The sequence below is a fragment of the Vibrio sp. St2 genome (genome assembly GCF_947311885.1).
Taxonomy (GTDB): domain Bacteria; phylum Pseudomonadota; class Gammaproteobacteria; order Enterobacterales; family Vibrionaceae; genus Vibrio; species Vibrio coralliilyticus.
Genome location: NZ_CAMZNA010000001.1, coordinates 674,219 through 688,460, shown reverse-complemented (window position 1 = coordinate 688,460; position 14,242 = coordinate 674,219). Strand labels below are relative to the sequence as shown.

General features: G+C 43.7%; 16 protein-coding genes. 9 read left to right on the top strand and 7 right to left on the bottom strand.

Annotation, left to right across the window (positions count from 1 at the left end; translation table 11 throughout):
- Positions 1-19: 19 nt before the first annotated feature.
- From QMA41_RS03035 to QMA41_RS03015, 5 genes are all read left to right on the top strand, one after another.
- The gene (locus tag QMA41_RS03035; RefSeq protein WP_281628804.1) at positions 20-979 is read left to right on the top strand and encodes an aminoglycoside phosphotransferase family protein; all 960 of its coding nucleotides are present in this window, start codon (positions 20-22) and stop codon (positions 977-979) included.
- Between the two features lie 5 nt (positions 980-984).
- A complete protein-coding gene (locus QMA41_RS03030; protein WP_281628803.1) occupies positions 985-1,449 on the top strand; it encodes an acyltransferase in 465 nt (154 codons plus the stop codon).
- A 20-nt stretch (positions 1,450-1,469) separates the two neighbouring features.
- Complete coding sequence (locus QMA41_RS03025; RefSeq protein WP_006961999.1) at positions 1,470-2,099, top strand: HAD family phosphatase; 630 nt, start codon at positions 1,470-1,472, stop codon at positions 2,097-2,099.
- Positions 2,100-2,227: 128 nt separating this feature from the next.
- Entirely contained in the window at positions 2,228-3,082 is an 855-nt protein-coding gene (locus tag QMA41_RS03020) for a DMT family transporter (RefSeq protein WP_281628802.1), read from the top strand.
- Positions 3,083-3,171: 89 nt separating this feature from the next.
- Complete coding sequence (locus tag QMA41_RS03015) at positions 3,172-3,801, top strand: LysE family transporter (RefSeq protein WP_281628801.1); 630 nt, start codon at positions 3,172-3,174, stop codon at positions 3,799-3,801.
- 232 nt (positions 3,802-4,033) lie between these two features.
- Here QMA41_RS03015 and QMA41_RS03010 read toward each other — a convergent pair whose 3' ends face one another.
- Both QMA41_RS03010 and QMA41_RS03005 read right to left on the bottom strand, forming a co-directional pair.
- Complete coding sequence (locus QMA41_RS03010; protein ID WP_019275651.1) at positions 4,034-4,555, bottom strand: hypothetical protein; 522 nt, start codon at positions 4,553-4,555, stop codon at positions 4,034-4,036.
- A gap of 205 nt (positions 4,556-4,760) precedes the next feature.
- A complete protein-coding gene (locus QMA41_RS03005; RefSeq protein ID WP_281628800.1) occupies positions 4,761-5,867 on the bottom strand; it encodes a M20/M25/M40 family metallo-hydrolase in 1,107 nt (368 codons plus the stop codon).
- A 481-nt stretch (positions 5,868-6,348) separates the two neighbouring features.
- Between QMA41_RS03005 and hppD the strand changes: the two genes are divergently transcribed.
- From hppD to maiA, 4 genes are read left to right on the top strand one after another with little or no spacing between them, the layout of a single operon-like run.
- Positions 6,349-7,422, top strand: coding sequence for a 4-hydroxyphenylpyruvate dioxygenase (gene hppD / locus QMA41_RS03000; protein ID WP_281628799.1), 1,074 nt, complete (start codon positions 6,349-6,351; stop codon positions 7,420-7,422).
- Positions 7,415-8,554, top strand: a complete 1,140-nt coding sequence (locus QMA41_RS02995) for a homogentisate 1,2-dioxygenase (RefSeq protein WP_019275648.1) — start codon at positions 7,415-7,417, stop codon at positions 8,552-8,554. The genes hppD and QMA41_RS02995 overlap by 8 nt, the downstream gene beginning before the upstream one ends.
- Before the next feature lie 12 nt (positions 8,555-8,566).
- Positions 8,567-9,577, top strand: a complete 1,011-nt coding sequence (locus QMA41_RS02990) for a fumarylacetoacetate hydrolase family protein (protein WP_095663930.1) — start codon at positions 8,567-8,569, stop codon at positions 9,575-9,577.
- Positions 9,577-10,230, top strand: a complete 654-nt coding sequence (maiA, locus tag QMA41_RS02985) for a maleylacetoacetate isomerase (protein WP_095572870.1) — start codon at positions 9,577-9,579, stop codon at positions 10,228-10,230. Before QMA41_RS02990 ends, maiA begins: the two co-directional genes overlap by 1 nt.
- 77 nt (positions 10,231-10,307) lie before the next feature.
- Here the strand turns inward: maiA and QMA41_RS02980 are convergent, their stop codons facing one another.
- From QMA41_RS02980 to QMA41_RS02960, 5 genes are all read right to left on the bottom strand, one after another.
- Entirely contained in the window at positions 10,308-10,487 is a 180-nt protein-coding gene (locus tag QMA41_RS02980) for a hypothetical protein (protein WP_038158662.1), read from the bottom strand.
- Between the two features lie 170 nt (positions 10,488-10,657).
- Positions 10,658-11,692: a hypothetical protein gene (locus tag QMA41_RS02975; RefSeq protein WP_281628798.1), complete on the bottom strand. Its 1,035-nt coding sequence runs from the start codon at positions 11,690-11,692 to the stop codon at positions 10,658-10,660.
- A 113-nt stretch (positions 11,693-11,805) separates the two neighbouring features.
- Positions 11,806-12,474: an OmpA family protein gene (locus QMA41_RS02970; RefSeq protein WP_281628797.1), complete on the bottom strand. Its 669-nt coding sequence runs from the start codon at positions 12,472-12,474 to the stop codon at positions 11,806-11,808.
- Between the two features lie 194 nt (positions 12,475-12,668).
- A complete protein-coding gene (locus QMA41_RS02965) occupies positions 12,669-13,352 on the bottom strand; it encodes a DUF2786 domain-containing protein (RefSeq protein ID WP_006962010.1) in 684 nt (227 codons plus the stop codon).
- 169 nt (positions 13,353-13,521) lie between these two features.
- Positions 13,522-14,205, bottom strand: coding sequence for a DUF3334 family protein (locus QMA41_RS02960; protein WP_019275643.1), 684 nt, complete (start codon positions 14,203-14,205; stop codon positions 13,522-13,524).
- Positions 14,206-14,242 lie beyond the last annotated feature (37 nt).

The window sequence follows — 14,242 nt, the reverse complement described above, 5'->3', positions numbered from 1 at the left end:
GAGAGCTGAGGAGGGGGGGATGCTAGATAAACAAGTTTTAAGTTGCTGGGCGCAAACATCTGAACGATCGGAGATTCAAGAAGTGATCTCTGGCACTGTAAATTCTACTTATAGAATTCGATCAGACGAAACATACTATCTACGCCGTTTTAAACATACGAACAATCATCGAATCAAAGATGAGCTTCGTTTGCTGGCAGAACTTTCCTCTTCATTGCATTTTATTGTAGAGCCTTGCTTGAATGCCGAAAATTTACCTATCACTCTATGGAAAGGAGAATGCTTTGCTCTCTATCCGGAAGCTACTGGTAGGCAAGTATATTCAGACGAGTTTGACTGCACTTATGCATTTAATGCAGGGTACGCGCTCGCTAATTTACATCTAGCCATGGAGACAGCGACACAGAGAAGTTTCCCTACTATTGAGCTGAGTTGGAGCCAGCAAAACTGGCTTGAAAGACTGGAACGAATCATTAGAGCGATTAACAGCATAAAAGAGCCTGAAGAGGTCGATCTTTGGGCTCTGGAACGTGCTCAAACTCAGATGGCTTACCTTGCTTCTTCTCAAAGTCAGCACGAATTTCAGCCGAAGACTAAGCGAATTTTGATTCATGGAGATTATCATCATTACAATCTCTTCTTTGATATGAACAAACAGGTTTCGGGTATTATTGACTGGGACCTATTACAGTACATGCCGCCTGCTTATGAAATCGCGCGTGCTTGTCAATATATGTTTCAGTTGGATGTAAACAAGTCTAAAGCCTTTATAGAGGGTTACCTAAGTAAGAAGAGTTTGAGTCTAGAAGAAATTCGCGACGGCGCATTAGCATGGGGCATATACGCTGATCATCATATCTGGGCGCTTGAAGAAGTTTACTTCAAGCACAATCTATCAGCTAAAAAGTTTATTCCTTTCAAACAGTTCGAACCTTTTCTATCACTTTGGTGTCCTATAGAAGATACGATATTTCAGTAAGGAACTTGAGCGTGCCGAGAGTATTACAAGCCAAGGTTGTGGATGTGACGTTTGGAGACGATGTCACCATTGTTGAACCCTCCAACTTATATGGATGCACATTGGAAACCGGTGTGTTTGTCGGGCCATTTGTTGAAATACAGAAGAATACCGTTATTGGTGCGCGCACTAAGATTCAATCGCACAGTTTTATTTGCGAGTACGTGACGATTGGTGAGGATTGCTTCATTGGGCATGGTGTGATGTTCGCAAATGACTTGTTCAAAGATGGTCAGCCTGACCCCGACCCTGATAGTTGGGGGCGAACAAACATTGGCAACCATGTGACAGTAGGGTCAAACGCGACCATTCTAGCCGTCAACATATGTGATGGAGTCGTGATCGGTGCGGGTAGTGTCGTGACTAAAAACATCACAGAAAAGGGGATTTACGCAGGAAACCCGGCGAGGAAATTACGAGATTTACCATAAAATCAAACATGGAGTAGCGTTTGAAAAATTACGATGTTTACCTGTTCGACATGGACGGTACCTTAGTCAACTCAGAACCACTTAAAGGCCAAGCTTTAGCGCTAGCGTGCAAGGATTACGGCGCCGAAGTTGATTTTAATATCTACAAAGATGTGATGGGAGAAAGTTGGCCAGTAGTGACCGGGCATTTTTTCTCGCATGCGGACATTGCGCCGGAGTTGAAGGAGTTCAACCAGCACTTTAGAGCTCATTATGAGAGATTGCTGGATGAGAATCTGACCCTTAACCCGGGAGCAAAAGCGTATTTGGAAAATCTAAAATCAGCTGGCAAGCAGTGCGCGGTAGTCAGTTCTGCGGCCACTTGGATGGTGGATAATATTTTACAGTCCCTACAGCTCAGCGGGATGTTTGATGTGGTGATAACACAAGAACACGTAACAAAGCACAAGCCGGACCCTGAAGCCTATCAACTTGCTTTGAATAAGCTCAGTGTTTCTCCAGAGCGAACGTTAGTATTTGAAGATTCTTATGCAGGCGTTGAGGCAGGAACAGCATCAGGCTGTGATGTTATCGCGATTGCACATGACTTCAATGGTAAAAACAACCTTTCAAAAGCGCTAAAAACCATTCAGTCTTATCAAGAAATGTAGGGCTTAGTTGACGGTCCAAATGTTCTAGAGTTGCTAATACGGTCAGATTTTTCCTTTTGTTTAGCTTCCTGAAAGTATGATATAGCTATCGTTGGGCAATATGCTTGAGTGATTAAGGAATCAGTCAAATGATGATGGCTGCAATTTGGATGACAGGTGCTCTGGTCTCTTTTAGCTTGATGGGGGTTGGGGCCAGAAAATTAAGTGGCCACGTTGACACTTTTCTAGTCCTGTTTTTTCGCAGCCTGATTGGTTTGATTATTGTCTCTCTATTGATCGTTAAATCTGGGCAGTTTAGGTTGTTTCGAACGCAGCGTATGGGCCTACATACGCTGAGGAATGTCTTCCATTTTGGCGGTCAGTATGGCTGGTTTGTTGGTATCGGCTTGCTACCTTTAGCCGAAGTATTTGCAATAGAATTTACCGTTCCTTTATGGACATTATTGATCGCTTGTTTATTTCTGGGTGAAAAGCTCAATGTGCGGAAAGTGAGTGCAATAACGTTTGGCTTCGCTGGCGTATGGATGATCGTTCAGCCCGGAACCGAGATAGTTAATCTTGCTGCCATTATCGTTTTGGGGGCGGCGATAGGTTACTCCGTTGCCCATGCGACAACGAAGTCCTTATCATCAACTGAGTATCCGCTAACGATACTGTTTCTTATGTGTATGATTCAGCTTCCTATTGGCCTAGGTATGTCTCTTTCGGAGTGGCAGCTTCCGTCGGGTTGGCAATGGGTATGGATTGCTGTTGTAGGCATCACCGCGTTGACCGCTCATTTTTGTATTACGAAAGCGATGCAATATGCTGAGGCCAGCGTGGTCGTAACGATGGACTTTTTGAGGCTGCCAGTCATCGCAGCAGTCGGTATTGTTCTTTACTCGGAGTCGTTTGAAACTTCTCTGATACTAGGTGCTCTATTGATGTTGAGCGGGAATTTACTAAACCTCTACTCTCCCAACAAATCCATGGTTAAAACCTGACATCGCACCGTTTGAACGTCTTGAGGCCTTGCTGCTAAGGGAGTAGGATAACGAGGCCATTCGGCGCGTTGGACAGAAAGGAATAAACGATGGAATACATGCTGGTCATTGCTCATGTCGCAGTCATTTGGATGCTTGCAGTCATCACACCGGGCGCCAATGTTTTATTGACCATCAATACGTCTTTGCAATACGAGCGTAAGTTGGCAATGTTTTCTGCGTTAGGGGTCAGTGCTGCTGTAATGCTCTGGGGATTTATGGGTGGATCTGGGCTCGTACTGTTGCTTTCTCATTTCCCACAACTGTTTACAGTGCTAAAAGTCATCGGTGGGATGTATCTCCTATACCTTGGTTTTAGCCAGATATATAAGTCATTGCAACGTAAGCGCGGCGGCAAAGAACTGGATAGTGGTGTCGCCATCCCGCCTTCCGAAAAAAAGGTGTTCTTTTCAGCTTTCTTAACCAGTATTTTGAACCCCAAAACAGGCTTTTTTGTCGTGAGTTTGTTTTCGGTATCCATGCCACAAGAATTAACACTTCTTATGATGGTCGTGATCATGATGACCATGTCGTTGATTACGTTAGTTTGGCACCTGTTTCTAGCCGTCGCTTTTTCTCATCGCTCTGCGAAATCCGTCTATCAGAAAATATCAGTGGTGATGGATTATGTGACCGGAGGGTTATTTACTTTCCTTGGTATCAAAATCATGGCCTCCTAGATTTAGAAGAGCAGGTAAACGTACACTGCGAGTGCGGAGAGTTTTACTTATAGGCAAGCATTCGTTTAATTTTTCAAGTTTAGCTGGAGGGGTATATATAATTATATCAATTAAAGGTAGGAGAGAATTAATAAGTAAAACGATTGCACTGAGGAGAGTTATTCATATAAAGAGCTTATATTTAAAAGGGTGTTTTTATATAAGCTCACTCAAATGATGAAAATATGAACTCTTAAATAAAGGTCCCCATCTTCAATAGTTCTTCTAAATCCTCGATATTGATTTTTAATACGTGTTCTTTACCTAGTACATCGAGCTTTACAAACATAATCTCCTGTACGCTCAAACTTTTAAACAACTCAGCATCTCTTTCTTTACTCAACCGCGTAAGCGTTGGTCTGATGTAATGTCTGTTTGTCGTAAGATCATAGAGATTCGGGTCTTCGCTGAAGCGAATTTGAATCTTGCCTGATATTGGCCGCGTAACGTAGTGACTCTTATTCAGGTTAGTCGCATAGACACGGACTAGATCTGACTTCTCACTTTTTTGGAACACCAAACATTTGTCCGAATCGAGATCTTTCAAAACCAATTCAAATGTTTTGTTATCCGGTGAAAATACATCATAGCTTTCTGCTAAGTAGTTGCTTCCAGAATGATAAATTTGTTCTGTAGTTCCTTTTTCTGAGGCTTCGGCGAGTGACAGTGATGAAAAAGCACAAGTGACGATGAGTAATGCAGTTCTTATAAACATTAATATGCAATGTATTGTTATTGAGACGGCGCAGTTTAACAATCTATATTTATGCTATCAATATTATTGACTATAAATGACTAGCGAAATAATGAAGAAATAAGTAATTAGATATTAACCGACATTACGTTGGTTGTTATTTGAGCAAGATGGCTAATTGAAGTGAAGAGCCAGATAATATAAGCTGGCTCTAATTTAGTTATTATTAATGAGTTAGGTAATGTTTCACAAATTGTGAAATTTTTACCATATCATCGATTGCGATGAATTCTTCGGTAGTATGAACTTTTGCCATACCAGTCGAGACATTAACTGTTGTTAGACCCTTCGCGTTAAAGTTATTTGCATCGCTGCCACCACCAGTGCCTTTGGTGTAAGGTTTGGCGCCAATGGCTTCAAATGAGGCTTTAACGGACTCAATGTGCGGGTGATCATCTGCTATAACAAATGCATTGTATGCACGGGTGGACTCAATCTCTACCTCAGCTCCGTGTTGCTGGCATGTGTGCTCAAATGTCTCGATCATATGAGACACTTGTTGGGTCAGTTTGTCGTCATTTAGAGAGCGGGCTTCTGCGACGACTTTAAGTTCCGGCATAACGATATTTGTTGCGTTTCCGCCTTCCACAATACCAATGTTCGCAGTGGTTTCGCTGTCGATACGAAGCAACTTCATTTTACTGATAGCATCAGCTGCTACCTGAATGGCACTAATTCCCTCTTCAGGTGCTAGACCTGCGTGGGCTGGTTTACCTTTAATTTTCGCAATTATCTTTTGTTGGCCTGGTGCTGCGTTGACGATAGTGCCGATTGGTCCACCTGTATCAAGAACAATCGCTTTGTCTGACGTGATGTATGACATGTCAAAGTGCTGAGAACCAAACAAGCCACCTTCTTCATGAACCGTAAAGGCAAGTTCAATGGTTTTATGCGCCAATCCGTCAGACTGAATACAGCGGATAGCTTCCATGATTGCAGCGATGCCTGACTTGTCGTCACCGCCAAGAATAGTGTCGCCCTTGGAACGAATAATACCGTCTTCAATGACAGGCTCAATGCCAATACCCGGTGTGACAGTGTCCATGTGGCTACTTAGAACAATGCTGCCATCAAGGCTACCTTCGAGGCGCGCATATACGTTAAAGCCATTGGAAACTTGATGCGGTACGGGTAACTTGTGCACCGCGAGTCCCATTGCACCAAGCTGCTCTGCGAGTGTTTCAGCTATCTGCTTTTCATTACGTGATTCACTGTCAATCTTTATAAGCTGAAAGAAATGCTCTATCAGACGTTCACGGTTTATCTCACTCATTGTTATTTGACCTTTTTGGGAACAGAGGTCGTTACCATATCCTTGCCCGTAGATTCCGATCTCTGAGTTAAATCAATAAATGAGGGGTTATATGGCTGAAATCTTGGGAGCCTAAAAGTGAGATTTTTACTATTTATACGTGTTCGGTTTATCTATTCATTCTTCAGATAAATCTGATACTTATTGCTAGGCAATGTGTTTAATTTTACCTATCAAATCGGAGTAGTGCTGGCTGAGTAAATGGTGTGCATGGGCAACGAAGTTGCTAATTGATATGTTGAATGTAAAATAAATGTTACTAATTTTTGCGATAAATTTATATTATTCAGTCTCTTAACGATTTGGTCTGGTTCTGTTACGTTTTATTTACAAAATTACTTAAAAGTACATCCAGAGCGATTTAGAGCAGCTTTATTCCCTTAGTCATCAAGTTGGTTCAAGTTAATAAGAAAGGACGTAACCAATCACTGAGGGAAGAACAATGACTCAAGCATATAACCCACTTGGAACTGATGGATTTGAATTTGTCGAGTACACCGCTGCGACAGATGAAGGGATCGGGCAATTGAAGGCGTTGTTTGTTTCTCTAGGGTTCGCGGAGATAGCCAAGCACCGTTCGAAAGAAGCGTGGCTATACCGCCAGGGAGATATCAGTTTCATCGTCAATGCTCAGCCCCATAGCCAGGCTGAAGAGTTTGCCAAAATTCATGGACCATCGGTTTGTGGCATGGCATTTCGTGTTAAAGATGCCGGTGTTGCAATGGCACATGCGATAGAAAATGGGGCAGAAGAGTATAAAACTGTAGTCGGCCCAATGGAATTGAGTATTCCAGGGGTATACGGAATCGGTGAAAGCTTACTGTATTTCGTGGATCGTTACGGAAAACAGAGCATTTATGATGTTGATTTCAATTTTTATGAAGATGCTGAAGCTCGCTTGAAGGAAGCGGATGTAGGCATGTATGAAATTGACCACCTGACTCATAACGTTAAACAGGGCAACATGGATACATGGGCTGGTTTCTATGAGCGTATCGGTAATTTCCGTGAAATCCGTTATTTCGACATCGAAGGTAAGCTGACTGGCCTAGTCAGCCGCGCGATGACGGCACCATGTGGCAAAATCCGCATCCCAATCAATGAGTCTTCAGACGACAAATCACAAATTGAAGAGTTTATTCGTGAATACAATGGCGAAGGCATCCAGCACATCGCAATGACAACGGATGATATCTATCAAACCGTACAAACATTGCGCGACCGTGGTATGGACTTTATGCCAACGCCAGACACTTACTACGAAAAAATCGATTCGAGAGTTGAAGGCCACACGGAAGATGTTGAGAAACTAAAAGATCTGCAGATCTTGATCGATGGTGCGCCGATGAAAGATGGCATCTTGCTACAAATCTTTACCCAAACGGTAATTGGTCCGGTTTTCTTTGAGATTATTCAGCGTAAAGGAAACGAAGGTTTTGGTGAAGGTAACTTCAAAGCGCTGTTTGAATCGATTGAAGAAGATCAGATTCGTCGAGGAGTATTGAGCGATGCATAAATGGATTACATTCCCTCACCGGGAGGGAGTGTGCTCCAAGCAGGCACACGCCGACTTCCCGGAAGACGCAATTTATGAGCGCGAAGCAGGCCGAAGCGGATTCTTCGGCCCAGCGGCACACTTCCATCACCAACATGCACCAACAGGTTGGACGGAATGGGAAGGGGAGTTAAGACCTCGCGCGTTCAATTTTAATCTGGTTGAGAAAGCGGCACAGGTTTCACCATGGGTGGTGCCGAATCTTTTGCATAACAATGACTGTAAAATTCGCATCTGGCGTATGGAAGACAAGATGGATTTTCTTGTACGAAACGCCGATGGGGATGAACTGCTGTTTATCCATCAGGGTAAAGCAGATCTGTATTGTGACTACGGTCATCTAGAGGTAGGTGAAGGGGATTATGTGATGATTCCTCGCTCGACCAACTGGCGCCTAGAGCCATCTGAGCCAATGTTCATTCTAATGGTCGAGAATACCGATGCCGCTTACTCATTGCCTGAAAAAGGTATGGTTGGTAACCATGCGGTGTTTGATCCTGCCGTGTTGGAAATTCCTTCAATTGATGATCATTTCAAAGCGCAGTATTCGGAAAACCAAACTCAAGTGCAGGTGAAAAGACACGAGCAAGTGAGCGTGATTACTTATCCGTTTAACCCGCTTGATGCGATCGGGTGGCACGGTGATCTCTCTGTTGTGAAGCTTAACTGGCGTGATATTCGTCCGTTAATGTCTCACCGATACCACTTACCACCTTCAGCACATACGACGTTTGTAGGAGCAGGTTTTGTCGTTTGTACCTTCGTACCAAGACCGATTGAAAGTGATCCTGGTGCGCTGAAGGTACCGTTCTATCACAACAACGATGACTACGATGAAGTGCTTTTCTATCATGCGGGTGACTTTTTCAGCAGAGACAATATTGAAGCCGGCATGGTGACTTTCCACCCAGCAGGTTTTACTCATGGCCCACACCCGAAAGCATTTAAAGCGGGTCAGCAATACAAGAAGAAATTTACTGATGAAGTTGCTGTGATGATCGATACCCGACACGCTTTAAACTTTAGCGATGAGGCTCATGCAGTAGAGAACCCAGAATACGTTTACAGTTGGAAATCACATCCAGAAGAATAAAAGGGAACAATGATGAAGTTAGCGACCCTGAAAAATGACACTCGAGACGGACAATTGGTCGTCGTCAGTAAAGATCTGACTAAATGTACGGCTGTGCCTGATATTGCCACCACTTTGCAGTCGGCGCTTGACCAATGGTCGAAAGTAGAGCCTCAACTCGCTGAGGTCTATAAAGCATTAAATGAAGGTAAACTGGTTGCCGAGATACCGTTTGAACAAAATCAGTGTGAATCCCCATTACCGCGCGCTTATCAGTGGGCCGATGGCAGTGCTTACGTTAATCACGTTGAGCTGGTGCGTAAGGCTCGTGGTGCGGAAATGCCACCGAGTTTCTGGACCGACCCACTCATGTATCAAGGGGGCTCCGATGCGTTTATCGGGCCTAGAGATGATATTCCTGTAGGCAGTGAGGAGTGGGGCATCGATTTTGAAGGTGAAGTGGCTGTGATCACCGACGATGTACCTATGGGTGCGACCTCGGAAGAAGCCGCGAACTCGATTCGCCTATTGATGTTAGTGAATGATGTTTCACTACGTGGTTTGATTCCGAACGAATTGGCAAAAGGCTTCGGCTTCTTCCAATCTAAACCTTCTTCTGTATTCTCTCCAGTCGCCGTAACGCCAGACGAATTAGGCGATGCATGGGATGGTGGTAAAGTCACTCTGCCTCTGCTGTCTTTCTACAACGGTGAAGCATTTGGCTGCCCCAATGCAGGCGTGGATATGACGTTCGAGTTTCCTGAGCTGGTGGCGCATGCTGCGAAAACTCGCCCATTATCAGCTGGCGCTATCGTGGGGTCTGGTACAGTTTCAAACAAACAAGGCACAGAACACGGCACATCTATTGCTGAAGGTGGCGTAGGTTATTCGTGTATTGCAGAAGTGCGCATGATTGAAACGATTCGAGATGGCAAACCTTCAACCAGCTTTATGAAGTTTGGCGACCGAATCAAAATGGAAATGAAAGACGTAACTGGTGATTCTATTTTTGGCTCGATTGACCAGAAAGTGGTGAAATACTGATGTCGGAAATGACGTTGTATGGATACTGGCGCTCATCTGCGGCTTATAGAGTTAGAATTGCGCTCAACTTGAAACAGCTGTCCTATGCGCAGAAGTCAATCCATTTGGTCAAAAATGGCGGAGAGCAACACTCCGCCCAATTCCAGTCTCTTAACGCCAGCGAACTCGTTCCAGTTCTTGTGGATGGTAACGTACGCCTTAATCAGTCACTTGCCATTATTGATTATCTTGATGAGCAATATCCTAGTCTTTTGCTCACGCCTTTGGATAAACAAAAGCGGTATGTGGTTAAAGCTTTGGCGCAGGATATTGCAGTTGATATTCATCCCATCAACAATTTGCGTGTACTGCAATATTTAACCAACGAGCTATCGGTGGAAGAGGCAGAAAAATCACAATGGTATCGCCATTGGATTGAAGTCGGATTTCATAGTTTAGAGAAGAAGCTAGCTGAGACTCATGGTGCCTATTGTGTGGGGGATGAAATTAGTTTGGTTGACGTTTGTTTGGTTCCGCAAGTGTATAACGCAGAGCGATTCAATGTAGATCTCAGCCGTTATCCAATTATTCATAAAGTGACAATGTCACTAAGGCAACACCCTGCTTTTCAGGCAGCTTCCCCTGAAAATCAACCCGACGCTGTGATCAACTAATATCAGCGCTTCTTAAAACAACAAAGCCACCGTCAAACGGTGGCTGTTTTTTCTCACGAGAAAGCAAATTGCGGCTGCTATGACTGAGAGTGGCGCTCACGTTGTTGGCTCTCTGCGATATTGAATTGGCGAACGTCCAGTTTTGCTAGGTCGTTACACTCTTTGCAAGAGTGGTGGCAGAGGCCATCAATATACTCATGTTTGGTAACTAGGCTAGGTTTTTTGCACCAGTCGCAAATACCTTCGATAGTAAACATAGATTTCTCCTCACCTTGTTTTACCAGGTGTTATTTTCGGCGCAAATTATGACATACATGCGGAATGTAAGTTAACTATTTGTTACGTAAACTGGGAGAGAGATCGATTGCGCAAGTTAGTAAAAATAAGCCCTTTGAGCGTTTTAAACTCAATGTGTTTTAATTTGTAACTATCTATTAACATTGGTAAGAATGATCTTTAACGCACTATTCAGGCGTTTCATTTCTTCATCACTGCCTTTTAAATCTGGATGGTAAATCTTACACAACTGCTTATATCTCACTTTGATTTCTTTTTCAGCAGGAATTGCGCCGACTTTGAATCCGAATAGAGCACAGGCCAGAGAAAGCTTTTGTTCTGATGCTGAAGGTTCAGCACGGCGTCTTTGGGGGTTAGGGCTTTGAGCAGACTGAATTTTCTTAAACTGTTTGTACAATGTTTCCAGTTGCTTTTTCTGTTGCTTCAATAAGTTATTTTTGTCTTTTAGCTGAGACTCCAATTGACGCTTTTCTGAAGATAGATCTTTATGCGAGAGTGTTGAATGTGCTTTCAGCTTACTCACTTTTCGGCCTAGCCAGATCGCTAAAATAAAAAGTACTGTCGAAACCCCAATCAAAGAATAGATGATGTCGTTACTGCGCTTATTGGAGCTGGATTTGCTCTTAGCGATTGGACTTAGTTGAATACTGGAATCATCAAAAGCGACTTCTAACTGACCAATTGAGGATACTTGCTTCGCTCTCTGAGCGTTGAACTTCTTCTCCAACACTCTTGCATAAGCTTGCTCTGCTTCTTCACTTTGTGGCGAAGCTGTGCGATACCAGACTTCTGCCAAATCCAGTGTTTCTGGTGAGTGAGGCATGCTTTCATACACTTTGCCAAGATTTAACTGAGCCTGTACGTTACCTGCTACCGCGAGTTGCGTCAGCCAGTAAATCGCTTCTTTAGTGTTTCTATTGTCACCCTGAAGATGAAGAGAGGCTAATTGGGCGATGGCTTCAGTACTGCCATTGTTAGCGGCTTGCTCGAACCAGTAAATAGCGTCACCTCGTGAAGGTGGTGTTTCTTCACCATTGAGGTATTGATTGGCTAGTTGGACCTGTGCTTCTATGTCGTCATTCTGAGCTTTAGCGGTTAAAGCTTCAATCGACTCTGCCAAACTGAGAGGGGACAATAACAACAATAAAAGGCTGATAAATTTCAAGATATTCCTTAGTCCATTAAAACTGGCTTACCTGCACTATAGTGTAATGTATTTATCTGATAAATAAAAAATGGCTTCCTGAGAAGCCATTTTCATCGAGAAAATTACGGATGTTATTTGAGAGGTAGTATCTTGATCTCGACTCTTCGGTTGCACGCACGACCTTCTGAGGTGCTGTTCGTACATAGAGGGAAACGTTCGCCATTCCCACGTGCGATGGCACGTCCGGAAGCAACACCCTGAGAGATAAGATAAGAGCGCACGGATTCGGCTCTACGTTCAGATAACACTTGGTTAGTGGTATCACTGCCAGTGCTGTCTGTATGTCCTTCAATGACCAAGCTGGTATCAGGGTATTCGACCAGAATTTTCGCCACGCCACGCAAGGTGTTATGAATGCTTGGGTCTAAGTTGTATGAGCTGGTTTGAAAGCCAATGCCATTTTCCATACGAAGCATTAGCTGATTTTCACCAACACGCTCCACTTGCACGCCAGAGTTTAACAACTCTTTTCTTAGCGCAGCCTCTTGTTGATCGAAGTAGTAACCTACGCCGCCTCCAACAGCTGCACCGCCAGCTGCGCCTATTAAGGCGTGTTGACGACGTTCAGTCGCGTCGTCGCCAGTTGCTAATCCAACAGCCGCACCTGCTAGAGCACCGAGTAAGGCACCTTTGGTCGCTGAGTTTGTTTCTGATTCACCAGTGGTTGCATTTTGGCGCTGAGTTGCCTGACAGCCGGACAGGGCAATAGCGACGGCTAGCGCTAAAGTCATTTTTTTCACGAAAACATCTCCATGTATTCTTAGTATTCGTTTGTTCGCGAGGAATGAAGCAAAGAAGCGAACTTTTGCGGGAACAGAATTAACTATTTGTTGTTACTTATGTCAATTGAGGAGATATTAATTGACTGAATATTAACGCTGGCTGAACGTAAGTGATGGAAATTCAGCCAGGTTATGGGAAATTGGATAAGAAATTAGCGGAGCATTTTAGGGGCTTGTGCGCCATCAATAGGGCGGCTTACTGATACTGAGCGGCCTTTTTTAAGACCGACTTCGTAATCTTCGGTCAGGTTTTTCATCGCTTCTCTGAGCTGTTTCTTGAACGTCTCACGGTCGATGTTCTTAAACTCTTTATCGATGTAGTCATCGATTTTCTTGTTTGAATCGTCATCTGGGCTGATGATCGGCAGCTTTTCCAATGCGCCTTCGACCCAGCCAGACACAAACGAATTAACCCGTCGAGAAACTTCACCCGTCGAAGTCCCCGTCCCCGCAAAGCTATTGCGGAATTTACCTGTTTGCTCATTCAGTTCACGATAAATGATATCGAATGCGAACGCCGCGAAAATTGCACGATCTGCCTCACCGATGAACTCTGCGCGTTTCAAGCCTTTGTGGTTGGTCAGCACAGCCTCAACACCAAACTTAGTATTGATACCCCGAATGATGCGAAGCAAGGTAGAGCTGACGTTAGATGGCAGTAAGTGTGTCGATTTAGTTTTGCCCATTTTGATGAATTCAATATCATCTTTATCTAAGCCGTACTTAAGCATGAGGCGGTGCGCCATTTTGATCGCATTCGCCGCTTCATTAACGTTGGCTGAGTTACCAAGTTCTAGACACTTAGCAATTTTTTTGAGGGCTTTTTGTTTATCCATCGACAACAGAAAATCTCACTGATTTTTACGAAGTCGACCATTTTAACGCTTCTGACATTAAAACGAAACTCTTGACTGGCTCGCTTGGAAGATTTGTTTCGAAACAAACCATTAATAAAAGTAAAAAAGCCGCTTTTTTTCAGCGGCTTATTGAAGGAAGAGAACTGGCTTAGATACCTAGTTCATCGAGTAGATCGCTGCCATTTGGATCCGCTTCTTCTTTAGGTGCTTCTTTCTTTGACGTCAGCTTTTTCTGAGCTTGTTCAAGAATTGAATCTGGGCTCTCATCTTCGTGTGATTCGAATTCCTCTAACTGAATAAACTCAGTTTTGTCCATTGCTAGCTCAAGGTAGAAAATATTGCCATTTTCTGTTGAGAAGGTAACTCGACGCGCCTGTGGGCGATCTAAGTTGGTGTCTACCGACAAGATCACTTGTTTGTTCAGCGTTAACATCTTCGGCTGATTCTGAGTGATGTGCGTTTGAAGATCTTTTCTCACTTGGTTGGTAAAGTCACCAACTAGCTGGTTCATTAGCTCACCAAGAACATCACCCACCTCATCTGAAGTGTGTAGGACGGCTAATTCCTCTTCCGGCATGCCCATATTACGCATGTAGTTCGTATAAATCTCTAAAGCAGCTTTTGATGTGAAGTTGATAACAACCAGTCCTGAAAAGCCACCGTCAAACAATACAAAGCAGCCAAAGTCAGGTTTCAAGCTGGTCTTAGTGATTTTTTGCACCATCGCTGAATAGCTAATATCGGAGCTTGTTGCTGAAGTCAGAACGCCAGACACAGATTGGCAAAGCTTTAATAGAATATCTTCTGTGGTGATAATTTTATTTTTTTTCATTGATGATTCGCTCATAAAAAGGCACTTACTAATCTAG

Coding starts and splice junctions, on each gene's coding strand:
- QMA41_RS03005 (WP_281628800.1), bottom strand. CDS start 5,867: ATGAGTGAGATAAACCGTGAACGTCTGATAGAGCATTTCTTTCAGCTT.
- QMA41_RS03010 (WP_019275651.1), bottom strand. CDS start 4,555: ATGTTTATAAGAACTGCATTACTCATCGTCACTTGTGCTTTTTCATCA.
- QMA41_RS02990 (WP_095663930.1), top strand. CDS start 8,567: ATGAAGTTAGCGACCCTGAAAAATGACACTCGAGACGGACAATTGGTC.
- QMA41_RS02965 (WP_006962010.1), bottom strand. CDS start 13,352: ATGGATAAACAAAAAGCCCTCAAAAAAATTGCTAAGTGTCTAGAACTT.
- QMA41_RS03035 (WP_281628804.1), top strand. CDS start 20: ATGCTAGATAAACAAGTTTTAAGTTGCTGGGCGCAAACATCTGAACGA.
- hppD (WP_281628799.1), top strand. CDS start 6,349: ATGACTCAAGCATATAACCCACTTGGAACTGATGGATTTGAATTTGTC.
- QMA41_RS02995 (WP_019275648.1), top strand. CDS start 7,415: ATGCATAAATGGATTACATTCCCTCACCGGGAGGGAGTGTGCTCCAAG.
- QMA41_RS02960 (WP_019275643.1), bottom strand. CDS start 14,205: ATGAAAAAAAATAAAATTATCACCACAGAAGATATTCTATTAAAGCTT.
- QMA41_RS02980 (WP_038158662.1), bottom strand. CDS start 10,487: ATGTTTACTATCGAAGGTATTTGCGACTGGTGCAAAAAACCTAGCCTA.
- QMA41_RS03020 (WP_281628802.1), top strand. CDS start 2,228: ATGATGATGGCTGCAATTTGGATGACAGGTGCTCTGGTCTCTTTTAGC.
- QMA41_RS03015 (WP_281628801.1), top strand. CDS start 3,172: ATGGAATACATGCTGGTCATTGCTCATGTCGCAGTCATTTGGATGCTT.
- maiA (WP_095572870.1), top strand. CDS start 9,577: ATGTCGGAAATGACGTTGTATGGATACTGGCGCTCATCTGCGGCTTAT.